The 24169-nt window shown below is 73.5% G+C and carries 22 protein-coding genes; 13 read left to right on the top strand and 9 right to left on the bottom strand.

Going from position 1 to position 24169, the window contains the following annotated elements:
• Window positions 1-26: 26 nt before the first annotated feature.
• Window positions 27-1028 (bottom strand): RNA polymerase subunit sigma-70, encoded by a 1002-nt coding sequence (locus Aru02nite_RS27695; RefSeq protein ID WP_203662551.1) that lies wholly within the window; start codon window positions 1026-1028, stop codon window positions 27-29.
• Window positions 1029-1150: 122 nt separating this feature from the next.
• Here Aru02nite_RS27695 and Aru02nite_RS27700 point away from each other — a divergent pair, with 122 nt between their 5' ends.
• The 3 genes from Aru02nite_RS27700 (at window position 1151) to Aru02nite_RS27710 (ending at window position 4103) form a co-directional block, all read left to right on the top strand.
• The gene (locus Aru02nite_RS27700) at window positions 1151-1717 is read left to right on the top strand and encodes a dihydrofolate reductase family protein (protein ID WP_203662553.1); all 567 of its coding nucleotides are present in this window, start codon (window positions 1151-1153) and stop codon (window positions 1715-1717) included.
• Window positions 1718-1815: 98 nt separating this feature from the next.
• Window positions 1816-3600 carry an Hsp70 family protein gene (locus Aru02nite_RS27705; RefSeq protein ID WP_203662555.1) on the top strand — a complete coding sequence of 595 codons (1785 nt, stop codon included), beginning with the start codon at window positions 1816-1818 and terminating at the stop codon, window positions 3598-3600.
• Window positions 3597-4103 (top strand): Rv1363c family protein, encoded by a 507-nt coding sequence (locus Aru02nite_RS27710; protein WP_203662557.1) that lies wholly within the window; start codon window positions 3597-3599, stop codon window positions 4101-4103. Before Aru02nite_RS27705 ends, Aru02nite_RS27710 begins: the two co-directional genes overlap by 4 nt.
• Window positions 4104-4131: 28 nt before the next feature.
• Here the strand turns inward: Aru02nite_RS27710 and Aru02nite_RS27715 are convergent, their stop codons facing one another.
• Window positions 4132-4725 (bottom strand): TetR/AcrR family transcriptional regulator, encoded by a 594-nt coding sequence (locus Aru02nite_RS27715; protein ID WP_203662559.1) that lies wholly within the window; start codon window positions 4723-4725, stop codon window positions 4132-4134.
• A 142-nt stretch (window positions 4726-4867) separates the two neighbouring features.
• On the opposite strand from Aru02nite_RS27715, the gene pdhA reads away from it, so the two are divergent.
• From pdhA to Aru02nite_RS27730, 3 genes are read left to right on the top strand one after another with little or no spacing between them, the layout of a single operon-like run.
• Window positions 4868-5950 (top strand): pyruvate dehydrogenase (acetyl-transferring) E1 component subunit alpha, encoded by a 1083-nt coding sequence (pdhA, locus tag Aru02nite_RS27720; protein ID WP_203662561.1) that lies wholly within the window; start codon window positions 4868-4870, stop codon window positions 5948-5950.
• Entirely contained in the window at window positions 5947-6942 is a 996-nt protein-coding gene (locus tag Aru02nite_RS27725; RefSeq protein WP_203662563.1) for an alpha-ketoacid dehydrogenase subunit beta, read from the top strand. The genes pdhA and Aru02nite_RS27725 overlap by 4 nt, the downstream gene beginning before the upstream one ends.
• Window positions 6943-6957: 15 nt before the next feature.
• Complete coding sequence (locus Aru02nite_RS27730) at window positions 6958-8277, top strand: dihydrolipoamide acetyltransferase family protein (protein ID WP_203662565.1); 1320 nt, start codon at window positions 6958-6960, stop codon at window positions 8275-8277.
• 342 nt (window positions 8278-8619) lie between these two features.
• On the opposite strand, the gene Aru02nite_RS27735 is transcribed toward Aru02nite_RS27730, so the two are convergent.
• Together Aru02nite_RS27735 and Aru02nite_RS27740 are read right to left on the bottom strand one after the other, a co-directional pair.
• On the bottom strand, window positions 8620-9315 hold the full coding sequence (locus tag Aru02nite_RS27735) for an alpha/beta fold hydrolase (RefSeq protein ID WP_203662567.1): 696 nt from the start codon (window positions 9313-9315) through the stop codon (window positions 8620-8622).
• A 393-nt stretch (window positions 9316-9708) separates the two neighbouring features.
• Window positions 9709-10668, bottom strand: a complete 960-nt coding sequence (locus Aru02nite_RS27740; protein ID WP_203662569.1) for an endonuclease/exonuclease/phosphatase family protein — start codon at window positions 10666-10668, stop codon at window positions 9709-9711.
• 259 nt (window positions 10669-10927) lie between these two features.
• Here Aru02nite_RS27740 and Aru02nite_RS27745 point away from each other — a divergent pair, with 259 nt between their 5' ends.
• A complete protein-coding gene (locus Aru02nite_RS27745; RefSeq protein WP_203662571.1) occupies window positions 10928-11662 on the top strand; it encodes a Type 1 glutamine amidotransferase-like domain-containing protein in 735 nt (244 codons plus the stop codon).
• A gap of 568 nt (window positions 11663-12230) precedes the next feature.
• Here the strand turns inward: Aru02nite_RS27745 and Aru02nite_RS27750 are convergent.
• Window positions 12231-13109 carry a glycoside hydrolase family protein gene (locus Aru02nite_RS27750; RefSeq protein WP_203662573.1) on the bottom strand — a complete coding sequence of 293 codons (879 nt, stop codon included), beginning with the start codon at window positions 13107-13109 and terminating at the stop codon, window positions 12231-12233.
• A gap of 150 nt (window positions 13110-13259) precedes the next feature.
• On the opposite strand from Aru02nite_RS27750, the gene Aru02nite_RS27755 reads away from it, so the two are divergent.
• Window positions 13260-13874: a hypothetical protein gene (locus Aru02nite_RS27755; protein ID WP_203662575.1), complete on the top strand. Its 615-nt coding sequence runs from the start codon at window positions 13260-13262 to the stop codon at window positions 13872-13874.
• A gap of 627 nt (window positions 13875-14501) precedes the next feature.
• On the opposite strand, the gene Aru02nite_RS27760 is transcribed toward Aru02nite_RS27755, so the two are convergent.
• Window positions 14502-15683, bottom strand: a complete 1182-nt coding sequence (locus Aru02nite_RS27760) for an MFS transporter (RefSeq protein WP_203662577.1) — start codon at window positions 15681-15683, stop codon at window positions 14502-14504.
• A gap of 59 nt (window positions 15684-15742) precedes the next feature.
• Between Aru02nite_RS27760 and Aru02nite_RS27765 the strand changes: the two genes are divergently transcribed.
• The 3 genes from Aru02nite_RS27765 (at window position 15743) to Aru02nite_RS27775 (ending at window position 18507) form a co-directional block, all read left to right on the top strand.
• Window positions 15743-16126 carry a MerR family transcriptional regulator gene (locus Aru02nite_RS27765; protein WP_239076992.1) on the top strand — a complete coding sequence of 128 codons (384 nt, stop codon included), beginning with the start codon at window positions 15743-15745 and terminating at the stop codon, window positions 16124-16126.
• 167 nt (window positions 16127-16293) lie between these two features.
• The gene (locus Aru02nite_RS27770; RefSeq protein WP_203662578.1) at window positions 16294-16821 is read left to right on the top strand and encodes a MarR family winged helix-turn-helix transcriptional regulator; all 528 of its coding nucleotides are present in this window, start codon (window positions 16294-16296) and stop codon (window positions 16819-16821) included.
• 165 nt (window positions 16822-16986) lie between these two features.
• The gene (locus Aru02nite_RS27775; RefSeq protein WP_203662579.1) at window positions 16987-18507 is read left to right on the top strand and encodes a beta-N-acetylhexosaminidase; all 1521 of its coding nucleotides are present in this window, start codon (window positions 16987-16989) and stop codon (window positions 18505-18507) included.
• Between the two features lie 187 nt (window positions 18508-18694).
• Here the strand turns inward: Aru02nite_RS27775 and Aru02nite_RS27780 are convergent, their stop codons facing one another.
• Entirely contained in the window at window positions 18695-18946 is a 252-nt protein-coding gene (locus tag Aru02nite_RS27780; protein ID WP_203662580.1) for a hypothetical protein, read from the bottom strand.
• Window positions 18947-19214: 268 nt separating this feature from the next.
• Window positions 19215-20447, bottom strand: a complete 1233-nt coding sequence (locus Aru02nite_RS27785; RefSeq protein ID WP_203662581.1) for an MFS transporter — start codon at window positions 20445-20447, stop codon at window positions 19215-19217.
• A gap of 71 nt (window positions 20448-20518) precedes the next feature.
• On the opposite strand from Aru02nite_RS27785, the gene Aru02nite_RS27790 reads away from it, so the two are divergent.
• A complete protein-coding gene (locus Aru02nite_RS27790) occupies window positions 20519-21502 on the top strand; it encodes a GlxA family transcriptional regulator (protein ID WP_203662582.1) in 984 nt (327 codons plus the stop codon).
• A gap of 251 nt (window positions 21503-21753) precedes the next feature.
• On the opposite strand, the gene Aru02nite_RS27795 is transcribed toward Aru02nite_RS27790, so the two are convergent.
• Window positions 21754-22644 carry a helix-turn-helix domain-containing protein gene (locus tag Aru02nite_RS27795; RefSeq protein ID WP_239076993.1) on the bottom strand — a complete coding sequence of 297 codons (891 nt, stop codon included), beginning with the start codon at window positions 22642-22644 and terminating at the stop codon, window positions 21754-21756.
• 87 nt (window positions 22645-22731) lie between these two features.
• Between Aru02nite_RS27795 and Aru02nite_RS27800 the strand changes: the two genes are divergently transcribed.
• Entirely contained in the window at window positions 22732-23628 is an 897-nt protein-coding gene (locus tag Aru02nite_RS27800; protein WP_203662584.1) for an aldo/keto reductase, read from the top strand.
• The last annotated feature ends 541 nt before the right edge of the window (window positions 23629-24169 follow it).

Genomic DNA, 24169 nt, shown 5'->3' on the forward strand with positions numbered 1-24169 from the left:
CGCCGCGCCGCGCCGCTGGTGGTACGTCAGGGGCGGGTCGGTGGGAGGGACGGGGGCAGGGCGAAGGCGGGGAGGACGGTGTGGTCGAAGCGGGTCAGGGCGCTGATCCGGTCGCCGGCGAGGGTGAGGACGAACAGGCCGGTGCCGCGGCGTACGCCGGTGGGGGCGCGCAGGTACACGCCGAACGCGGGCTGGCCGTTGGCCCGCGTGGGCACGAGGTCGAGGTGCCGGCCCGCGCCGAACATGGTGGCACAGAAGCGAACGACGGCGTCACGCCCGGCGTACGCCAGGGGCAGAGGTGGCATGGACAGGAACGCGTCGTCGGTGAGCAGCCCGACGAGCGTGTCGACGTCGGCGGACTCGTACGCGTGGACGAAGCGGGCGACGACGGCGTTCTCGACCGGCGACCCGGCGTGCGGCGGACCGTCGGCGGGCCGGCGGCGCCGGAGTGCCGCGCGGGCGCGTTTGAGCGCGCTCTTCACCGATTCGACGGTGGTGTCGAGGATGTCGGCCGTGTCGCGGGCCGGGAACCCGAGCACGTCGCGGAGGACGAGCGCGGCGAGTTGGCGCGGCGGCAGCAGTTGCAGGGCGGTCACGAACGCCAGCGACACCGCCTCGGTCTGCTCGACGCGGGCCTCCGGTCCGGGGACCGTCGCGTCGAGGAGCGCGTCCGGGTACGGCTCCAGCCAGCGGACCTCGATGCGGCCGGTCGGTTCGGGCGGCTCGACCCCGGGTACGTCCCACTCCCTGGCCCGCCGCCGGCGGGTCGACCGCAGCGCGTCGAGGCACCGGTTCGTCGCGATCCGGTACAGCCAGGTACGGATCGCCGCGCGCCCGTCGTACCCGGGGAGTCCGCGCCAGGCCGACAGCAGCGTCTCCTGCACCGCGTCCTCGGCGTCGTGCAGCGAGCCGAGCATCCGGTAGCAGTGCACCTGCAACTCGCGACGGTACGGCTCGGTCAGCGTCCGGAACGCCGCGCCGTCCCCGGCCCGCGCCCGACCGACCAGCTCCGGCTCCCCCACGGTCATCCTCCCGTCCCCGTCCATCCTGGTACCGACGACGCCCGGGGCGGAAAGGGGGCGCGCCCCGTGTCGCGACGCCGCGACGTCGGTACGGGTGGCAGCACACCACCGGACCCGGGAGTACCGACATGGGCAGGATCGTCGTCAGCGAGAACGTCACCCTCGACGGGGTCTTCGAGAGCGTGGACGGGCCGGGCGACTGGCTCGGCTGCGTCGACGCGGCCGACCGCGCGGCGTGGGCAGCCGCCGGCGTACGCGAGGCGCGAACGGCCACGGCGCTACTGCTCGGCCGCCGCACGTACGAGTGGTTCGTGGCGCGCGGCTGGGCGTCCCGGCCCGGCGACTGGGCGGACGCCCTGCGCGACCTGCCCAAGTACGTCGTCACCGGCACCGGCCTCGGCACGCCCACCTGGGCGAACACGAGCGCGCTCACCGGCGACGCCGCCACCGGGTGCGCGGACCTGGCCCGCCGGACCGACGGCGACCTCCTCGTACTCGGCAGCGCCCGGCTGCTGGGCGTGCTGCTCGCCCGCGACCTCGTCGGCGAGCTGCGCCTCACCGTGTACCCGATCGTGGTGGGCGCCGGCACCCGGCTGTTCGGCGACACCGCGGCGACACCGCTGCGCCTGGTCGAGAGCCGTACCGTCGGCACCGACCTCACGCGCCTCACCTACCGCCCGCGCCGTACCACCTGACCCGGACCACTCTCCCGCGGTGACACCGTGGGCCGGTGCCGCGGGTCGGGGCTGGTGACGATGGCCTAGGCTGTGCCCGATTTGGTACGGGGAGGGACATGGCCGACTTCCTGCTCGGCGTCGACCTGGGCACGTCGAACACGGTCGCGGTGCTGCGCCGGCCCGACGGGCGTACCCGGGCGTTGCTGTTCGACGGGGCGGAGTTGCTGCCCTCCGCGGTGTTCGTCGACCCGGGCGGCGTGCACTGGGTCGGCCGGGACGCGGTGCGCGGCGCCCGCACCGACCCCGACCGGTACGAGCCGAATCCGAAGCGGCGCGTCGACGAGGCCGCCGTACTGCTGGGCGCCCCGGTACCGACGGTGGACCTGCTGGCCGCGGTGCTGCGCCGGGTGGCGGACGAGGCGGTGCGGGTGGCCGGCGAGTTGCCGCCGGTGGTGCTGACCCACCCGGCGGACTGGGGCGCGCCGCGCCGGGAGGTGCTCGCCACGGCCGCCGCGAACGCCGGGATGACGGTCGCGGCGCTGCTGCCGGAGCCCGTCGCCGCCGCCGCGTACTTCACGGCCGTGCTGCGCTCGGACCTTCCCGCGGGCGGGGTGCTCGCGGTCCTGGACGCGGGCGCGGGCACCACCGACACCGCCGTCGTACGGGCCGATCCCGGTGGCTACCAGGTGCTCGCCACGGGTGGCCTGCCGGACCTGGGCGGGCTGGACCTGGACGCCGCGCTGGTCGAGCGGATCCGTACGGTGCTCGTCCCGACCGCCGACGACACGGCGACCGCCTGGACGCGGCTGGACGCGCCGTCGTCGCCGGACGAGTACCGGGACCGGTGGCTGTTCTGGGACGACGTGCGCGGCGCGAAGGAGGCGCTGTCCCGGCTGTCGTCGGTACCGGTGCACGTGCCGGGCACGGCGGCGCTGCACCTGACCCGTACCGAGTTCGAGGCGTTGGCGCGGCCGCGGCTGGCACCCGCGGTCGACCTGCTGGCCGACGTGATCGGCCGCGCCGGGCTGACCGCGGCGCAGCTCGCCGGGATCTTCCTCGTCGGCGGTGGCAGCCGGGTACCGATGCTCGCCGCGCTGCTGCACGAACGCCTCGGCATCGCCCCGGTCGTACTGGAACAGCCCGAGCTGGTCGTCGCCGAGGGCGCCCTGCACGTGCCGCTGCTGGCGGGGGCGGCTCCGGAAGCCGTGCCCCGTACCGGGGGCGTGCCCGCGGCGGCGATCGGGGCAACCGACGCCGCACCGGCGGCGACGGTCGGTACCGGACCGGCGCCCGCGCCTGGACCCGCATCCGGCCCACCGGTGGCGCCCTGGGCGGTCCACCCGTCGCCGGCCGGTCCCGGGCCAACGGTGGATCCGGACCGTTTCCCCGGCACCAGCCCGCCGAAGCGCCGACGGACCGGGTACCTCGTCACGGTCCTGGTGCTCGCCGTACTGCTGCTGGTCGCGGGCGGCGCGACCGCGGTGGTCGGCGTCGACCGGCTGACGCGGCCCACGCCGACGTGGCCCGGTACCCCGGCGAAGGGGGCGATCGCCGCGGCGCAGAAGGCCGTACCCGTCGTCCTCGGGTACAACTACGCGGATCTGGACCGCGACATCGCCGTCGGCCGCGGGTTGTGCACGGGTGCCATGCGCCGGGAGTACCTGGCGACGATGGCCAAGCAGCGCGGCCAGATCACCGCGCGGAAGGCGTCCGTCGTGGCGACCGTGCTCGACCTGGGCGTCGAGTCCGCGGGAACGGAGTCGGTGACCCTGCTGGCCTCCGTGGACCAGCAGCGCAGCGATTCGCGCACGGCGGGCGTCACGACCGACCAGAACCGGGTCGAGGTGGTCATGCAGTACACCTCGGGGCGCTGGCTGATCGCGAAGATGGAGGCGCTGTGACCACCGTGCCGGCGGCGATCCGCCGGGGTCCGCGCGGCTGGCTGATCGCGATCGGCGCGCTCGGCCTCGTGCTGCTGCTGACCCTCGCCGTACTCGTGGGTCTGGTCGTGACGCGGCCCCCGGAAGACCCGCCGTACGTGCCGGCGGCGAAGTCGGCCGCGAGTGCCGCGGTGCGGGCCTTCCTGCGGATGAGCCCGACGACCGTGAACGCCGACCAGGAACGGGTGCTGGCGCTGAGCACCGGCGACTTCCGCCGCGAGTACCTGGCGAACGCGGCGAAGACCCGCGCGGCCATCGTCCAGAACAAGGTGTACTCGAAGGGCACCGTGCTGCGCGTCGCGCTGACCGCCGCGGGGCCGACGAAGGTCACGGCGCTGGTCGCGGCGAACTCCTCGGTGCGCAACACCACCACGCCGACGGCGAAGGTGTCGCACTACCGGATCCGGCTGATCCTGGTGAACACGCACGACCGCTGGCTGGTGTCGACGCTCGACCTCACCTGACCGGATCCGTTGCGGCGCAACGGAAATCTCAGACGTCCAGGCCGAGCCGGGTGAGCGCGGCGCGGGCGTGCGCGCGGGCCTGGGCGCGGCCCGGTGCGGCGCGCAGGCCGAGGAGGCGCTGCCGGTGCGGTTCGCCGAGCAGCAGGGTGAACAGCGCGGTGGCGAGCGCCGGGTCGGGCCGGGGCAGCCGGTCGCCGAGCGCCCGGACGTACGCCTCGGGTCCGTCGCGGTAGAAGCGCGCGGCGAGGTCGGGGAACGCGTGCGCCTCGGTGACCATCAGCCGGTGCAGCCCGATCGCCTCGTCGGAGTGCAGCGTCTGCACGATCGTGGTGGCGAGCGTGGCGAGGTCGTCGCTGGTCTCGGCGGCGAGGTCGAGGGTGCGCTGGCGGAGCCGCTCGACGGCGGCGACGAAGATGTCGCTCCGGTCGCCGAAGTACGTGTAGATGGTGCGTTTGGCGACGTGTGCGGTGGCGGCGACGTCGTCGAGCGAGACGTGCCCGAAGCCGCGGTCGACGAACAGCCGGACGGCGGCGTCGACGATCTCGTCGCGGCGCTGGGCGCGTTCGGCGGCGGTCGGGCGGCCGCGTTTGCGTTGTGACGCCGGCGACCCACTCGTACCCATCGCGGTTCCTCCCGTCGACAACCCGTCGGTACCCAGCTTACAATGAAACGAGCAACGTTTCATTAATGCGCCGGGCCACCGGCGCGAGGGCGCACCGCCGACACCCGACGGGCGGACCGCGCCGGCGAGAAGGAGACCCCGCATGCCCACCAGTACCTCCGCGCCGCGCAGGCGCCGCCGCCCACCCACGAACCCGGCCGCGGACGACGCGCAACTGCTCGCGTTCTACCGGCAGATGGTGCTCGTCCGGCGGTTCGAGGAGCGCGCGGCGCGGGCGTACACGGAGGCCCGGATCGGCGGGTACTGCCACCTCAACCTGGGCGAGGAGGCGACCGTCGCCGGGCTGGCCGCCGCGCTCGACCCAACCGACTACCTGTTCGCCACCTACCGCGAACACGGGTACGCCCTCGCGCGCGGGATCGCGCCCGAACGCGTGATGGCCGAACTGTACGGCCGTACCGACGGGGTGTCGGGCGGCTGGGGCGGATCCATGCACATGTTCGACGCCGACACCCGTTTCATGGGCGGGTACGGCATCGTCGGCGGCCAGGTGCCGCTCGCAACCGGCGCCGCGCTGGCGATCGAGTACCGGGGCGGGGGCGAGGCCGTGGTGTGCCTGTTGGGCGACGGGACCACCAACATCGGCGCGTTCCACGAGTCGCTCAACCTCGCCGCGCTGTGGCACCTGCCGATCGTGTACGTGATCGTCAACAACGGGCTCGGCATGGGCACCACCGTCGAGCAGGCGTCCGCCGAGCCGGAGCTGCACCGGCGGGCCGCCGCGTACCGGATGGACTCGGCGCGGGTGGACGGCAACGACCCGACCGCCGTGTACGACGCGGTCCGTACCGCGCTGGCGGGCGCCCGCGCCGGCCGGCCGTACCTGCTGGAAACGGTGTCGGGACGGCTGAAGGGGCACTCGGTGGTGGATCCGGCGAAGTACCGCAGCCGGGCGGAGGCGGCGGCGCTGGCGGCGGCCGACCCGGTCGCGGCGTACGCAGTGCGGTTGCACGGCGCGGGGCTGCTCACCGACGAGCTGATCGCCGAGATCGACGCGGACGCCACGGCCACGGTCGCCGCCGCGGCGGACTTCGCCGAGCACAGCCCGCACCCGGACGTGTCCACCCTGTTCGACCACACGTACGCCACGCCGGTGCCGAACGACGCGCGCCGGCTGCCCGGCGAGCCGCTGTTCCCCGTACCCGCGAACGGGGTGCCGGCATGACGGTACGCAGCTACCGGGAGGCCCTGCACGACGCGCTGCGTACCGAGCTGCGCCGGGACGAGAGCGTGTTCCTGCTGGGCGAGGAGATCGGCCGGTTCGAGGGCTCATACAAGATCACGGCGGGGTTGCTGGACGAGTTCGGGCCGAAACGGGTCCGGGACACCCCGATCGCCGAGGAGGGTTTCACCGGCGCCGCCGTCGGCGCCGCGATGCTCGGGCTCCGGCCCGTCGTCGAGATCATGACCATCAACTTCTCGCTGCTCGCCCTGGACCAGATCGTCAACCACGCCGCCAAGGTGTACGGCATGTTCGGCGGGCAGGCGCGCGTGCCGATGGTGATCCGTACTCCCGGCGGCGGTGGACAGCAGCTCGGCGCCACCCACTCGCAGAACGTCGAGCTGTACTACGCGTTCGTACCCGGCATGAAGGTCGTGGCGCCGTCCGACCCGGCCGACGCGAAAGCGTTGCTGCTGGCCGCGATCCGCGACGACGACCCGGTACTCGTGCTGGAGAACCTCGCCCTCTACAACACCCGCGGCGAGGTCCCCGACCACGACGAACCCGCACCCATCGGCACCGCGCGCATCACCCGTACCGGCACAGACATCACCCTCGTCGCGTACTCCCGGATGGCGGCCGTCGCCCTCCAGGTCGCCGAGCGGCTCGCCGAGACCGACGGCATCGACGCCGAGGTCGTCGACCTGCGCAGCCTGCGCCCCCTCGACCGCGACACCGTCGTCGCCTCGGTACGCAAGACGAACTGCGCCGTCGTCTTGGAGGACGACTGGCTCACGTACGGGATCGGCGCCGAGGTCGCCGCCACCATCTCCGACGGCGCCTTCGACTGGCTCGACGCGCCCGTACGCCGGGTCGCGATGGCCGAGGTGCCCCTCCCGTACGCCAAGCCGCTGGAGACCGCGGCCCTGCCCTCCGCCGACGACGCCATCGCCGCGGTACGCCAGACCCTCGACGCCGTCGCCCGGCGCCGCTGACCCGGGAGACCTGAGATGACCGACATCCTCATGCCCCGCCTGTCCGACACCATGACCGAGGGCGCCGTCGCCACCTGGCACAAGCGGCCCGGGGACCGCGTCGTACCCGGGGATCTGCTCGTCGAGATCGAGACCGACAAGGCCGTCATGGAACACGAGGCGTACGAGGCCGGCACGGTCGCCGAGATCCTCGTACCCGAGGGCCGGGCCGCCGCGATCGGCGCCCCCATCGCCCGCCTCACCGCCGACTCCCCCGCCACACCACCATCTCCGGTCCCGTCACCGGGGTCGGCAGTACCCGCTGCGTCGGCGCCACCGGAGTCGACGGCATCGGGGGCAGCGGCGGTACCGGGGGCGGCGGTGGAGCCCGCGCCGTCGGAGTCCGCGTCCGCGGGGGCGGCGGTGAAGCCCGCGCCGTCGGGGTCTGCGGCCGCGGGGGCGGCGATGTCCGATGTGGCGGCGCGGGTGGAGGGGCCGGGGCGGCGGGCCGCGACTCCGCTGGTCCGGCGGCTCGCCCGGGAACGCGGGATCGACCTGAGCGCCGTGCCCGGCACCGGCCCCGGTGGCCGGATCGTCCGCGCCGACCTCGACCTGTTCGGTACCGCGGCGGTGTCACCGGTGGCCGGCGCACCGGCGGGCGGGACGGATCGGCGGGAACCGACGGCGGTGCCGTTCGACGGCGTACGGCAGACGATCGCGGCGCGGCTCACCACGAGTGCCAGCACGGTGCCGACATTCACGGTGACCGCGTCGGCGGCCGTCGACGACCTGCTCGACCTGCGGGTACGCGTCAACGCCGCGCTCGACGGCCGCAAGGTGACCGTCAACGACCTCCTGGTACGGGCGGTGGCCCGCGCCCTGCGCGCCCACCCGGGCGTGAACGCGTCGTACTCCCCGGAGGGGCGGGGGCGCACGCTCCTGCACGGGCGGGTGCACGTGGGGGTGGCGGTCGCGTCGCCGGCCGGGCTGATCGTGCCGGTGATCCACGACGCCGACCGCGCGTCGGTCACCGACATCTCGGCCCGTACCAGGGAACTCGCCGGAAAGGCGGCGGACCGTACGCTCGCCCCGGACGAGCTGGCCGACGCCACGTTCACGATCAGCAACCTCGGCATGTACGGGATCGAGTCGTTCACGGCGATCGTGAACCCGCCGCAGGGCGCGATCCTGGCGGTCGGCGCGGTACGGGAGGAGCCGGCGGCGGGCGGCGGCACCGTACGGCGGCTGCGGTGCACGCTGACCGCGGACCACCGGATCATCGACGGGGCGCTCGCCGCGCAGTTCCTGGCCACGCTCACCGGACTGTTGGAGCACCCGCTGACCGTGCTCGCGTGATGCGGGTGGTGACTAACAATCGATTGTTCAACTGTCGCACTGTTCAACAATGCGACAGTTGAACAATGGGACGCGTCGTGACGGAAGCGCATCATCACGTGACCAGCGCGGACCGGGACCGCGCACCCCGTCCGGGACGGATCGGCGGAGCTGCACCTGGGTGCCGCTGGCTGCGACATCACGGCGGTGCCGGTCGCGCTGAGTCGACCGTCCCGGACGGGGTGCGGGCGCTGCCGGTGCGTGGCGGGAACCTCCTCCCCCGCACGCCCCGGACAGCTGTCGGGGCCCGCGGTACGCCCGGCTCGACGCGCTGCGCACCGCGGCCCTCGACGTCGTGCGCCGCTACCGCTGGCCGAGGGTGGCCGCGGCCTGCTTGACGAGGTCGGCCACCGCCTGCGGTTGGGAGATGTGGATGGCGTGGCTGCCGGTGACCTCGGTGACGGTGGCGCCGGCGCGTTCGGACATGGCGCGCTGGGCGGGCGGCGGGATCATCCGGTCGCCGTTGACGACCAGGTACCAGCTCGGCCGCAGCCGCCACGCCGGCTCCGAGACCGGGGCGTGCAGCGCCTCGACTCCCCACGCCAGCTGGGAGTCGGCCAGGAAGGCGGCGTCGCCGTCGGACAGGTCGCCGGCGAACGCCTCCCGGAACCTCGCCCGGTCGAGGAACAGCGAACCGTCCACCGGCGGCAGGATCGGCGGTACGGGGGCGCCGGGCGGCGGGTCGGCGAGCAGCGTGTCCACCGACTCCCCGCGGTCCGGTACGAACGCGGCGATGTAGGCGAGGCCCGCCACGTTCTCGTGCCGGCCGGCCTCGGTGATCACCGCCCCGCCGTACGAGTGGCCGACGAGGATGGTCGGGCCGTCCTGCTGGTCGAGTACCCGGGTGGTGACGGCGACGTCGTCGGCCAGGGAGATGGTCGGATACTGCACGACACTGACGCGGTACCCGTCCCGGCTGAGCAGGTCGTACACGCCCCGCCAACCGGATCCGTCCACGAACCCGCCATGCACCAGTACGACGTTGCGAATGTCGGTCATCGCCATGGCGGTGTGCCCTTCCGGTCGTCCGTTGCCGCTGCGTGCTGTCTTACGGCATCCGGACGGACCCGCGTCGGTGAACGGCGCGCACCCGGCCGTGTGCCCGACCCGACCTCGGCCGGTCGGCCAGGAGCGCCCGTCCCAACAGGCATCGCACGGTACCCGGCGCCGCGCGGTCCACGAGACACCCCGTACCGGCGCGGATTTCCGTTGTACCGCAAGGGATCCGCCCCGCGTCGATGTCGCGTCCGCCGGGCCACCGGGCCGCGCTCACGACACCGCTGGCGGCTGGCCGTCGACCCGCGCGCGGGTACCACTCCGCGGCGCTGGCCCCACCCCGTCCGGGGGGTACGCGTCGCGCCGCGCGGTCCCCCGTCGGCGAGCCGACCGCGGCTACCAGGTGACGACGTCGACGAGCGGGCGGTGGTCGGAGGAGAGTACGGCGTTGTCGGTGACGTCGCAGGTCTGGGTCGCGCCCCGGGTGGTGAACAGGTAGTCCAGCTTGAGCCGCCCGCCGTCCGGTTGCTGGAACGTGCCCTCGCCGTCGCGGTCGGCGTACCGTGACCCGTCGGCCTCGTCGTACGCGGTGTAGAGCGGGGCGAGCGGGCTGGCGTCACCGGCGCCGGTGGGGCTGTCGGGCGGCACCGTGTTGAGGTCGCCGCCGACCAGCACCCGGCCGGTCCCCGCCTGCGCCAGCATCTCGCGTACCTGCGCGGCGCGGACACTGCCGTCCGCGTCGTTGTCCTGTACCGGGCTGAGGTGGGTGTCGCAGATGGTCGCCGACCACGCGGACACGGTGCCGCACAACAGGACCCGGTGCTGGTAGTCGTTGCCCCACTGGTCGGTGCCGGACGGGTGGGCGCGGTAGTAGTACGGCGCGCGGAACGTGGTGGCGCGGTCGACGCCGATCGCGACGCCGAAGTACCCGCGGCTCGCGCCGGTGTCGTCGTCCGGCCGGCAGACCTTCGGCGCGACGGCCTGGGTGCCCGCCATCCGCTGCGTGATCGGCGCGAACGCCCAGGACCACCCGGCCAGCCAGTCGAACGTCCGCAACCGCGCGACGTCCGCCTCGCACACCTCCTGGAGGAGTACGGCGTCGACGACGACGAGCGAGCCGTCGACGTAGTGGTTCTTCATGTGCCACGAGATGGTACCGGCGGTGTTGGTGGTGTTGCGGCTGTTGGTGCACGGGTCGGGCGCGCCGGCGGCGGGTTTCGGGTCGTTGCCGCAGGCGTTCCACGTCATGACGTGGACCGGACCGACTGCGGCGTGCGCCGGGGCCGGCGGTAGGAGGGCGAGCAGGGCGGCGCACGCGAGCAGCGATCCGAGTCGTACCAAGGGGATCCGGGTCATCGGGCGCCTCCGGGGCTGGGGCCGGCATCGGGACGACCAGCATCCCGCGCCGGGCGTACGGTGCGCAAGATGTCTACATTGCACCCGACATGAGCGGCGAATCCTGTCGGCGACCGGTGGGCCCGCACCGTCCGATGTGGACGACAGGCGCCGCACGGGCCGGGGCCGCGCTAGCATCACGTACGCCCGGCCGGCGGCACATCCGAGGCGTACCAACGGTTGCGCGCGCCCGGCGGCACCGACTCAGGAAGGCGGGACCATGCGAGCGCTCCTCACCTCGTCCGGGATCACGAACGGCAGCATCCACGGCGCGCTCGTCGACCTGCTGGGCAAGCCGGTCGCCGAGTCGAACGCGCTGATCGTCCCCACCGCGATCTACCCGTTCCCCGGCGGCCCCGGCATGGCGTGGCGCGCCATCAGCGGCCAGGCCCCGTCCCCGCTGGCCGGACTGGGCTGGAAGTCGTTGGGAATCCTGGAACTCACGGCGCTGCCGAGCATCGACGAGTCCGCGTGGGTGCCGACCGTCCGGGACGCCGACGCGCTCCTCTTCTGGGGCGGCGACCCGCTGTTCCTCGCCACCTGGATGCGGCGCTCCGGCCTGACCGCGCTCCTGCCCACCCTGCGCCCCGACTCCGTGTACGTGGGGGTCAGTGGCGGCAGCATCGCCGCGACCGGGACCTTCGTCGAGACGTACACCGAACCGCCGCGGGGCACGGACGGGCCGCTGGAGTCGGAGAAGGTCGTCTTCACGACGCCGCAGGGCGACGTCGAACGGCTGCTCGTCACTGCGCGGGGCGCGGGGCTCGTCGACTTCGCGGTCATCCCACACCTGGACCATCCGCAGCACCCGGACGCGTCCCTGACCAACGCGGAGAAGTGGGCCGCCCGGATCCCGGTCCCGACGTACGCGCTCGACGACGAGTCCGCGGTCAGCGTGGTCGACGGTACCGCCCGGGTCGTCTCCGAGGGTCAGTGGCGACTGTTCCACCCCTGACACCCCACCATCCCCGTGTACGCCGGATCGGTCACGGTCGTCCGGCGGCGCGGCGACCGACGTGCGCGACGGCGAGTCGTATCAGTTCCGGGAAGCGGAGGTTGGTCGTGCCGCCCGCGGTGGCACGGCTCCCCAGCTCGTCGACCCCCGGCTGCGCGCCAACCCCGACCGTGACCCAGTACGGTTCGTCCGGGCGCGTCCACACCTGCGCGGGTGACAGACCGCTGTTGCCGTCACTCCCGCCCGGCGACACGTACTCGGTGGGTTCCGGTTGCGGCACCGCCGTCGGCAACGCCGGGACCAGCGTGGCACGCGTCGGTGCGCTCCACTGCGCGCGCCCGCGCCGCGCTCGCCTTCCACCGCGACACCCTTGCCGGCGGAACACCATGCGGTGCCACGACCCGGCTCGCCCCGACGGCAGTTCCCTGTCGGCCACGAGCGCGATGCTGTCGTACGACGGGGCCACGCGCAGACGACCCGTGGTTACGACAGCCGTCGACGGCGGGCACCCCGCGCACCACCCCCATCGTCTCGCGGAAGCCTTGCGGGCCACGGTTCCCTTGTCCCGCTACTGCCCCGTACGCATGTGGTCGATCAGCCGGTCGGCGCGGTTCGGGACCTGGCGCGCCCAGCGGGAGTCCTGCATCGCGTCCGCCGCCGCGTTCCAGTCGCCGTTCGCCAGCACGTCGTGCAACTGGTGGAACCCGCCGAGCCGCGCGGCACCCAGGTTGAACGCCATGTTCGTCAACGTCCGCTGGCGCGCCGCGTCCAACTGGTCGAACCCCGCGTAGTAGTCGCGCGCCGTGTCGACCGCGGTACCCACGTCGTGACTGAACAACCGGTTCACCTGGTCCGCCGTCAGGTCCTGCGTCCCGTTGCGTACCGCGGTGTAATCGGCGCCGACCGCGGCCAGCCGCGAGCGCGCATCCGCCCGGTCGAGGTTGAACCCGATGCCGACCGACGGGTGCCCCTCGGTGTCCGTGTACACGTGCTGCTCGTTGCCCTCGTCCGCCGCCAACTGGTCCCGCAGCTCCCGGTCGGTCGTCATGTCCGCCGCGGGCGCGGTCGCCGGCTGCTCGGCCGCCGCGGCCGGCTGCGCGCCCACGACCGCGCCGAACCCCGCCGCCACCGCCTGATCCACCTGCTGGTACCCCAGGTTGCTCGCGTCGATGCCCCGGTTCACGTGCTCCAGCGCCTGGCGTACCTGATCGAGCGCGCTCACCTGGCTGTCGCTCAACGCCTGGCTCGCCGACGCGACCGCCCGTCCGATCCCGCCGAACACCGCGCCGTCCGGCACCGCGCCGACCATCCCGCCGATCACGTCCGCCGTGTGCGACAGCAACGAGCCGATGGTCCCCGTCGTCTCGCTCACCGCCCGCGTGTCAATCGAGTACGAGTCCGCCACGCTCGCGTCCGCGGCACCCGGCTGGCCCTGCGCGTCCGCCACGCCACCATCGTCCGTACCGGCGTCGTCGCTGGTGCCGTCACCGCCGTCGTCCGTACCGGCGTCGTCGCTGGTGCCGTCGGCGCTCTCGTTGCTGTCGTCGCTCGCTTCGCCGGCCTCGCCGTCGCTGCCGCCTACACCGCTGTCGTCACCGTGGCTGCTGTCACCGCTGTCGCCGCCATCGGCGTCACCGCCGCTCTGGCCGCCGTCGCCGCCGTCGGCATCACTGCCATCCTGGCCGCCGTCTCCGCTGTTGCCGCCACCTTGGTCGCCGCCTCCGTCGCCCCCTGCGCCGCCACCTTGACCGCCATCGCTGCCCTGGCCCCCAGCACCGCCATCGCCGCCGCCCTGGCCCCCATCACCACCGCTCCCGTCGGCACCTCCGCTGTCGCTGCCCTGGCCCCCGGCACCGCTGTCACCGCCACCATCCCCGCCATCGCTGCCACCCTGACCGCCGGCACCTCCGTCACCGCCACCCTGGGCGCCTGCACCACCGTCACCGCCACCCTGGGCGCCCGCACCACCGTCACCGCCACCCTGACCGCCGGCACCACCGCTCCCGCCGGCACCCCCGCCGTCGCCGCCACCCTGGCCACCCGCACCGCCATCGCCACCGTCGCCGCACGAGCCGCCGCTCTGACCGCTGTCGCCGCCACCGCACGCGCCGCCGCTGTCTCCGCCGTCGCCGTCCGCCATGGTTCACTCCCGCTCGATGCCCGTACTGTGCCGGGCTCTGGTCTGGGTTTCGCTGTGCCGACACGGTCCTGACGGCGTCGGGGGTGCAGTCCCGAGCCAGCCACGGACGACGCGACGAGGGACGAGCGCGAGGAGTACCGGCGCGTGCTTTTGTGGTCGGATCCATCGAATCGTCGCGGGACCGCCGTCGCGTCCCTATCGTCGCGGGAACGTGCGGGCGTTGTGCACGACACAATTACCCAATTCGGCCGCGTCGTGACGCTTCCTGCTCCTCGGCCGACGCGTACGGAGGGCGTCGGGAACCCTTGGCACGTACGCGATCGCGCTCGTGGAGGTGCGCGTTCCGTCGCCGGGTGGTCGACCTGTGGTGACGGTGTCCCGGGTTCGTGCCAGAGGGCGGCGGGACGGCCCGAGCCGGCGAGGCGCGGCGGCAGACTCGTGCCGTACCCGGTCGGATGAGGAGTGACATGAACAGGGTTGCCAGCACGATCGTGGCCGTCGCCGTGGACGCGAGGGCTGCACTGTCGGCCGCACTCGGCCCGGCCAGTACCGAGGAGGGGCGGCCCGCGGGCTTCCGCGGCCGGCACCGGGCTTCCCGTCGCTAGACCGCGGGCGCTCCCGCGCCATCGGAACCGGACCGGCTCCGCCAGCGAACGCGCTGACGGAGCCGATGTACGTGCGACGGCCGGGATCGGAACGTCAGGCCGAACGGGGTCGGGCGAGCCAGGACAGGCCGAGTCCCGCGAGGGCGAGCAGGGCACCGGCCAGGCCGTTCCAGCGCAGCGCACCGGCGGCGACGAGGCCGCCACCGAGCGCCGAGCCGAGGGCGTTGGCCAGGTTGAACCCGCTGACGTTGACCGCGACCGACAGCGTGGGTGCGTCCGCCGCGTACCGGAGGATCAGGCCCTGCAGGGGTGCGATCGTCGCGGTCGCGAGGAGCCCGAAGAGGAGTACCGCGGCGACGGCGGCGGGGCGCCACGGGGCCAGGAACGGCAGGGCCGCGAGGATCCCGGTCAGTCCGAGAAACACGATCCGTACGGTCATGGTCGGTGACACGTCGGTCAGCCGGCCGGCGACGAGGTTGCCCACGAGGCTGCCGGCACCGTACGCGAGCAGCAGCACGGACACCACGCCGGCGGAGAAGCCGCTGACCCGCGTCAGCAGCGGCACGAGGTACGTCAGTACGGTGCCGACGCCGGCGAAGCCGACCGCGGTGGTGGCGATGGCGACGACGACCGGGCGGCGACGCAACACCGCCAGTTCGGACCGGGCGCTGGTGACCGGCGCGGGCGTACGCGGCATGGCGACGGCCAGGACGGCGCCACCGGCCGCGGCGAGGACCGCGACGGCCAGAAACGGTGTACGCCAACCGAAAGCGTGCCCGAGCAGTGCGCCCAGCGGTACGCCGAGCACGGTGGCGAGGGTCAGCCCGGAGACGACGACGGCGATGGCGCGGCCGGCGCGCTCGGGCGACACGACGGTCGTGACCACCACCATGGCCACCGCGAACAGCGTCCCCTGCGACAGCGCGGCCAGCACCCGACCGGCCCCGAGCAGCCAGTACGAGGAGCTCGCCGCGCTGATCAGGCTGCCGGCGACGAACACCGCGACGAGGCCGAGTACCAGGGGCTTGCGGGGCGTCCGCGCGGTGAGCACGGTGATCAGCGGGCCGCCGACCACCACGCCGAGGGCGTACGCGGTGACGAGCTGGCCGGCGCGGGCCACGGAGACGTGCACGGCGGTCGCGATCTGCGGCAGCAGGCCGCCCACCAGGAGTTCGGCCGTGCCGACCGCGAAGATGCACAGCAGGAAGCCGGCAAGGATCAGGGGCGTACGGCCGGCCGCGGTGGGCCGGACGGGTGCGGTCGTTGCGGTGTCCATACGGCGGACCGTAAAGTCTCACACGGATGTGAGAGTCAACGTTGTGTGGTGGGAGTCGCATGCCGACGCAGACCATCAGGATCGGTGAGTTGTCCCGGCGCAGCGGGGTCAGCCAGCGGCTGCTGCGCTACTACGAGGAGCAGGGGCTGCTCCGGCCACGGCGCCGTCCGAGCGGCTACCGGGAGTACCTGGTGTCCGATGTGGACGTGGTCCGGCGGATCCGTGGCCTGCTCGCCGCCGGGCTGCCCACGGCGACGATCGCCTCGGTACTGCCGTGCATCCGCGAGGAAGGCGAGCGGCTGGTACCGACCTGCCCGGACCTGATCGCGCAGCTGCGCCGCGAACGCGACAGGATCGACCACGCCATCGACGACCTCACCACGTCCCGCCGGCTGCTGGACACCGTCATCACCGCGGTACCCGCCGGCGAGGTCCGCACGTAGGACGCCGCCGTACCACCCGCGTTCAGCGCGGCGACGTCACCGTGGGCGACGTGTCGCCCGCCAGTTCGTTCGTACAGCGCACGGTTTCCACTGTCGCGACGGCGGTTCGCCTTACGATCACCGTGTCAACCGGGCTACGACGGGGGGCGGCAGGAAGGACGACGGCGATGAACGGACCGGACGAGGAACTGGATCTGGGCACTGCGCTGGTCCGCCTGGCGCACCTGGTCAACCGCGTGTTCGCCGAGGTCAGCCGCGCACACGGGCTGTCCCCGCAGCAGGTGCAGCTACTCTGCCGGCTCGCACCGGGGCCGGTCGGCATGCGCGACCTGTGCGCCGCGCTGCACCTGGAGAAGTCGAGTCTCAGCGGCCTGGTGGACCGGATCGAACGCCGCGGACTCGTCACCCGCACACCCGATGCGCACGATCGGCGGGCCTGCAGGATCGCGCTGACCGCGAAGGGCCTCGCCCTGGGCGTACGGGCGCATCGGGCGATCATCACGCGGCTGGAACAGCTCGCCGGCGACAGTACCCCCATCGAACGACGACACCTCGTCGCGTTGACGACCAGGCTGCTCCACACCGCCCCGGCGCAGCGGAAACCCCGGGCGAGGTGGGCTCAGCCGGCCCCGCCCCAACCGGGTACCGCGCAGCCACGTCAGCTCGGACATCCGGGCGGTCTCGTGGCCCGCTGACGCCGGCCCTCGGTCGCGAGTCCGCGATCCGTCGGCCATCGTCGACGGTCCCTGATCGACCCGCCGGTCGGCGAGGTGGTCAGTTCTGCCGATGGCGTACCGGGAACGCGCTGCTAGGTTCGTTCGCCGAGCCGGTGTGTGCCGACAGGACGGAGAACCGCGACGATGTCTGCGCGCAGCCGACCACCGGCGTTCGTCAGCGGTCGGCGACGGTTCCTCGGTGTGCTGGGTGCGGGTGCCGTCGTCGCCGGGGTCGGCGGCGTGGCGGCGGTGTCCCGGATCCGTTCCGCCGCAAGGGTTCCGGCCGTCATCCCGGCGCTGGCGCAGTGGACGGCGGGTTCCGCGGACTTCACGCTCGGCCGTACCCCGAGGATCGTCGTCGCCAGCGGTGCACTGGCACGAACCGCCACGCTGCTCGCCGCCGACGTACGGGCGCTGACCGGTGTCCACGCGACGGTCGCCACCGGATCGCCGGACGACGGGGACATCCGGCTCTCGTGGGACCGCGGGCTGCCCGCGCGGGCGTACCGGCTGGATGTGCGGGGTGTGCTCACCGTCAGCGGTGCGACCGACGCGGCCGTCTTCCACGGCACGCGGACGGTGGCGCAGCTGCTCCGCCAGGGCCGGACCGTTCCGGGCGGCAGCGGCACCGACGCGCCCGCGTACCCGGAGCGTGGGGTCGTGCTCGACGTGGCGCGCAAGTACTACTCCGTGGACTTTCTCAAGTGGCTGATCCGGGAGCTGGCGTGGCTCAAGTACACGTCGCTGCACCTGCATCTGACCGACACGCAGGCGTACCGGATCGAGTGCGCGGGCCGGCCGGACGTGGTGGCCGCGCGGCACTACACGCGCCGGGAGATGGCGGAGCTGGTGTCGTACGCCGCGGACCGGCACGTGACGGTCGTCCCGGAGATCGACATGCCCGGGCACATGAACCCGATCCTGCGCCGGTACCCGGAGTTGGCGCTGCGCCGGGCGAACGGGTACCTGAGCCTCGACCTGTCGCAGTGGGACGCCGCGTGCGGGCTGGCGCGGTCGTTCCTCGACGAGTACCTGGAGCTGTTTCCGGGGCCGGAGTGGAGCATCGGCGCCGACGAGTGGCTGTCCACCGCGGACCTGGCGGCTTTCCCCCAGCTGGAATCGGCCGCGCGGAGCCGTTTCGGGCCGGACGCCGGCGCCCGCGACTTGGAGTACGGCTTCGTGAACTGGCTCGGCGACCACCTGCGCGCGCACGGCAGGCGGCCCAGGATCTGGAACGACCAGCTCGTCCCCGACGGCACCGTCGCGGTCGACCGCACCGTCACCATCGACCACTGGTACGGCTCGGCCGCGCCCACCGCCGCCGATCTCGACGCCCAGGGGTACTCGCTGGTCAACTGCAACTCCGACGTCCTGTACGGCGACACCGACAACGACGCCTACCCGGATCCGGCGACCATCTACGAGGAGTTCGCCGTCCACCGGTTCAGCGGCGGGCAGCGCATCCCGGCCGACAGCCCGCGCCTGCGCGGCGCGCAGCTGGCGATCTGGTCGGACACCGACAACGACGTGACCGAACGCCACGTCGCCGACCGGATCGGGGATCCGCTCCGCGCCCTGGCCCAGATCGCTTGGGGCTCAAGGAAACCCGCCGCCACGTACGACCGGTTCGCCCGGCTGGTCGCGACGGTCGGTTCGCCGCCGTGACGCCGGTCGGCCGGCGAGTACGACGCCGAGGAACGGCGCGGCCAGCGCGCCGACACCGGTGAGCGCGCCAGACCGGCCGGGCTCTGGGCGCGGTGTGCAGCGCAGCGGTCACCCCGGACACCGGGACGACCGCCAGCGTCGTCCGGAGTCGTGGCCCCCGGTCGCGACGACGTTCCGGCCGCCGCGGTCAGGTGCTGGCGGTGTCCGCGGTGCGCCGCCGCCGGGTGGTGGTGGTCCGCGACCGGGTGGCGCGCGCCGGCTTCTTCGTCTCCGCCGCCGGCGGCTTCTTCTCCTCCGGAGTCGTGGCGCACATGCACAGGCCACGCTCGACGATCAGTACGGCACGTTGCGGTGTGTACTCGGCACGGTCCAGGGCTCGTACCGGCTTCTTGCAGGTCGCGCAGACCCGCACGTTCGCCTCAACGACACTGCTGTCCATGGCTCCCCCGCGATACCAATCGGCCCAATGGGACACGTCCAGGCCAGGAACGCCGAATAGCTCCCACCGTGGGACGACGGATCCGAGCGGGTGCCGGAACGGCCGAATGTCACCCGTACGTGGTAGCTCTCCCAGCGCCGCCACCGACCGCGGTCCGTCGCCACGCACGTACGGCGGGGCAGCGGACCGGCCCCGGGGTGGGCACGGTCGGTGACACCTGGCTGCTGGATACTTCGGAAACTCCGGTCGTCGGGTTACCGCGGCGCCCTCATTCGGGTGATCCGTCGTCGGCCGCCGCCGGCCGGGCATGCCGGAAGAGGGCGTACAGGGTCAGGTCGTAGGCGATCCGCAGCCCGCCGGCGAGTACGAAGGGCAGCCCGATCCAGCCGAGCTGCAGCAGGGCGGCGGCGGCGAGCGGCGCGACCGGGCGCGCGGCGTACCGGGCGATGTTGGTGTAGGCGGCGGCGGTGACGCGCTCGCCGGGGTCGACCATCGTCACCACGTACGCCTGGCGGGCGGGAACGTCCATCTGGGACAGCGCGGCGCGGGCCAGCAGCAGCGCGACCGCGATCGGAAGCGTTGGGGCACAAGGGATCGCGGCGAGGAGCAGGTTGGCCGGCAGGTGGGTGAACACCATCGTGTTGAGCAGTCCCAGCCGCGCGCCGAGCCGGCCGGCCAGCACGCTGGACGCGGCCTGGAGCAGCCCGGCGGCGAAGAACACGACACCCATCGACTGCGGCGACGCCCCGTACTCGCGGGCGAGCCAGTACACGAGGAACGACTGGACGACGAAGCCGCCGGCGAACGCGTCGACGGCGAACAGCGCGGCGAGCCGCCGTACGGTGGGGCGGGAGCGGACCAGGCGCCCGCGGGATCCGTGTCGTACCAACGGTTCCACGGCACCGGTGAGCCGGGTCGCGACGAGCGCGGCGAGGAGCGCCGACGCGGACAGGACGAGCAGCCACCGCTGGCCGGCCGGCACGTGCGGCCACACTCCGCGCAGCGCCTCGGGCCCGCCGGCGAGCAGCGCCCCGAGCGACCCGCTCAGGTACGCGACCGCGTTGTACCGGCCGAAGACGCGGATGCGGTCGGGCGCCGGCGCGGTGCCGATCATCGCCTGTTCGAGCGTGGTGACCGGCCCGGACTCGTTGGGGTCGGTGGACAGCGTGCCGCTCAGCGCGGCGAGCACCAGCAGCGGGAACGAGTCGGTCAGGGCGAACACCGCGGCGGCGACCGCCATCACCACCAGCAGCGCGACGTAGCTGCGGCGCCGGCCGAACCGGTCCGCGTACCTGGCGGCGAGCAGCGAGGAGCCGGCCATCCCGGCGAGCATCGCGGCGAACACGGCGCCGACCCGGGTGGCGGACAGCCCGTCGGCCGCCAGCGCGGACCCGAGCAGGACGCTGCCGAAGCCGTACCCGAAGGCGCGCAGGCCCTGGACGGCGAGGATGCACCGCAGGTCGCGTACGGCGTCGACGGACAACGGCGCGGCGTACGGCATGTGCCCATCGTCTCCGCCGCCGTGAGCCCGGGACCAGCGGCGGAAACGCCGATCTCCGATAGATTGCCGTCATGCACCGGCTGGCAGTGCTCGTGTTCGACGGGGTACACAGCTTCGACCTGTCGGTGCCGCTCCAGGTGTTCAGCACCGCGCACGCGCCCGCGACCGAACCGGACACGCTGTTCGGGCCGCCGCTCTACGACGTACGGGTGTGCGGCGACGGCCGCGACCTGGCCGTCACCGCCGTCGGCGGCACCGAGATGTACCGGCACACGCCGCCGTACCCGCTGGCGGACGCGCTGGACGCGGACAGCATCGTGGTCGTCGGCGTCGGCACCGGGCGGGAACCGCCGGCCGAGGCGCTGGACCTGCTGCGCGAGGCGTACCGGCGGGGCGTGCGGATCGCCGCCGTCAGCTCCGGCGGTACCCGCGTGCTCGCCGCGTCCGGGCTGCTGGACGGCCGCCGGGCGGCGACCCACTGGTCGCGCGCGCACACCCTCGCCGCACGGTACCCGCGGATCCGGGTCGACCCCGACGTACTCTTCGTCGACGACGGTGGCCTGCTCACCGCGGCCGGCGCGGCCAGCGGCCTCGACCTGTGCCTGCACATGATCCGCCGCGACTTCGGGTCCGCGGTCGCCGCCGACGTCGCCCGGCACCTGGTCGTGCCGCCGCAACGCGACGGCGGCCAGGCACCGTACGTGGCGCATCCGGAGCCGGGTGACCGCGGCTCGCTCGAACCGACGATGCGGTGGCTGCGGCAGCGCCTCGACACACCGGTGAGCCTGGCGGACATCGCGTCGCACGTGGGCACCAGCGCGCGCACCGTGCACCGCAGGTTCCGGGAACAGACCGGCACCACGCCGCTGCAATGGCTGCTGCGGCAACGGATCCACCGCGCCCAGGAGCTGCTGGAGACCACCGACCTGTCCGTCGAGCAGATCTCCCGGTACTGCGGGTTCGGCACCGCGGTGGCGATGCGCCAGCACTTCGCCCGGCACGTACGGACCTCGCCGACGGCGTACCGGCGGAGTTTCCGGTCGGGCGTCACCTGACGGGTCGCCCGAGGTCGGCCGTACCGGGTTTCCACCCTTGCGGCGGCGTGGTGGTGCTGCTGGTCGACGGCGGCGATGCGCGGCACCACCCACGGCTCACCCGCTGCCGACACCGCTCATCCAGCTCGGCGCGGCCAACCGCGGATCGGCGGGCCGGGCGGAGCGGGCGCCGTTCGTGGCCGGGTGTGCTCCGGTGCCACGGCGGCGCCCATGGCCGCGCGGGACGGCGTCTCGACGCGGTCCGAACGCACCTAGCGGCTGGCGGAGCCGACGGTGGCCGCCCAGGTCGCCAGCAACGTCAACCCGTCGGCGGTCGGGCTACCGGGATCGGCGGTGTAGATGTTCAGGCGCAGGTCCGGTTCGGACGCCAGCTGCATCGACTCGAAGTTGAGGTCGAGTTCGCCGACGGCGGGATGCCGCAGTCGCTTACGGCCGCTGTAGTGGAACGTGACGTTCTGCGACGCCCAGTGCTGGCGGAACAGGTCGCTCTGGGTGGAAAGCTCGCCGATGAGCGCGATGAGGTCCTTGTCGTACGGGTTGCGGCCGGCTTCCAGCCGCAGCGCGCCGCCCGCGTCCTGCGCCACCCGGTCGTGGTCGACGAAGAAGTCCGACGCGGCCCGATCGAGGTACAGGAAGCGGGCGGTGTTGCCCGGGCGCCGGCTCGTCGCGCCGGACACCGCCGAGTCGAGGACCGGCGCGTACAGGGCGCGGGCGAGCGGGTTCGCCGCGAGGATGTCGTGCCGGCCGTTGCGTACCCAGGCGGGCGCGTCGGCGATCGCGTCGAGTACCTGGTGGATGGCCGGGCGTACCGAGGTGGTGGCGGGACGCCGGCGGCGGTCGGTGGCTCGGCCGGCCGTACGGGCGAGGGCGTACAGGTGCTCGCGCTCGGCCTCGTCGAGGTGCAGCGCGGACGCGAGGCCGTCGAGTACCGCGTCGGAGGCGCCGGCCAGGTTCCCGCGCTCCATCCGTACGTAGTAGTCGACGCTGACACCGGCGAGCAGGGCGACCTCCTCCCGGCGCAGGCCCTTGACGCGCCGGGTGCCGCCACCGTACGCGGGCAGGCCGGCCTGGTCGGGGGTGATCCGCTCGCGCCGGGAGGTCAGGAAGTCCCGCACCTGGGCGCGGTGCTGTGCGGTGTCCACGCCGTCCACGGTAGGCGCGGGCGATCGTTCCGGGGAGGTACAGGTGTTACCCCCCAGGGCGGCCGGGTGGCTCCTAACCTCGGACGCATGACCGTCACAACCCCGGAACTCCAGCTCAACAACGGTGTCACGATGCCGGCGCTCGGGCTCGGCGTGTTCCAGAGCCCGCCGGAGGAGACCGCGGCCGCCGTCGAGACCGCGCTCCAGGTCGGCTACCGCCACATCGACACCGCCGCCGCGTACGGCAACGAACGGCAGGTGGGTGAGGGCATCCGGCGCTCGGGCGTCGACCGGAGCGAGGTGTTCGTCGAGACGAAGGTGTGGGTCAGCGACTACGGCTACGACCGGACGCTGCACGCCTTCGACAAGGCGACCCGCAAGCTCGGCGTCGACCAGCTGGATCTGCTCATCCTGCACCAGCCCGCCCCGGACCGGTTCGACCAGACCGTCGACGCGTACCGGGCGCTGGAGCGGCTGCTGGCCGACGGGACGGTACGCGCGATCGGGGTCAGCAACTTCATGCGCCACCACCTCGACGAGCTGCTGCGGCGGACCGAGATCGTACCGGCGGTGAACCAGATCGAACTGCACCCGTACTTCGCCCAGCCGGACGTCCAGCGGGCGGACGCCGAGCACGGCATCCTCACCCAGGCGTGGTCGCCGATCGGCGGCATCACCTTCTACCCCGGTTTCGGCGACCACCGCCGGAACGCCCTCGAAGACCCCACCATCACCCGGATCGCCGCCGAACACGACAAGACACCCGCGCAGGTGATGCTGCGCTGGCAGATCCAGCACGGCCGTTCCGCCATCCCGAAATCCACCAACCCGGGGCGCATCGCCGAGAACTTCCGGATCTTCGACTTCGCCCTGACGGCCGAGCAGATCGCGGCCCTCGACGCGCTCGACACCGGAGTACGCCACGGCCCCGACCCGGACGTGGCCCGTACCGAGATGTTCGCGCGGGTCATCCCGGAGGACTGACGGCGCTCGACACCCGACGATGCGGGGAGACCGCACCGCCATCCGCGCTGATCTACGGCCACCGTACGGTCGATCTCGACGGCGTCCCGCCGGCTACCGGGCGGTGGCCGACCGCGCGGCGCTGGCAGTAATGGTCGCGCCGTGACCGGCTGACGCGGCACCGCGCGGACCGTTCCCTTGCGGCGCAACGGTTCCCGGTCGCCGAGATGCAGACGATCGACATGCGGAAGGACTCCGCGCCGCGACGGTCCGGGCGCCCGCGGCGAACGTCTCCGGCGCCGTCTGGACGAACCCCGCCTTCGCCGGCGACGGCACCTCGCGGCCGACCGTCGCACTCGTCCGGTGCACGCCCGATGCCCGTACCACCGGCACTCGCACGCACGCGGGGCAGTTCCTGACGACCGCCGCCTGCGGTGACGGCCATCCCGCGCACGGTCCTCGACACCTTCCGCGAACAAGTGGCGGCCCGTGCCCGCGAGGTCCGGGGCAGTACGGCGGGCGTGCGCGACGCGTATCCGTGCGGATCGGGTGCGTGCGAGTT

This window comes from Actinocatenispora rupis (genome assembly GCF_016861975.1).
GTDB classification, from domain to species: Bacteria; Actinomycetota; Actinomycetes; order Mycobacteriales; family Micromonosporaceae; genus Actinocatenispora; species Actinocatenispora rupis.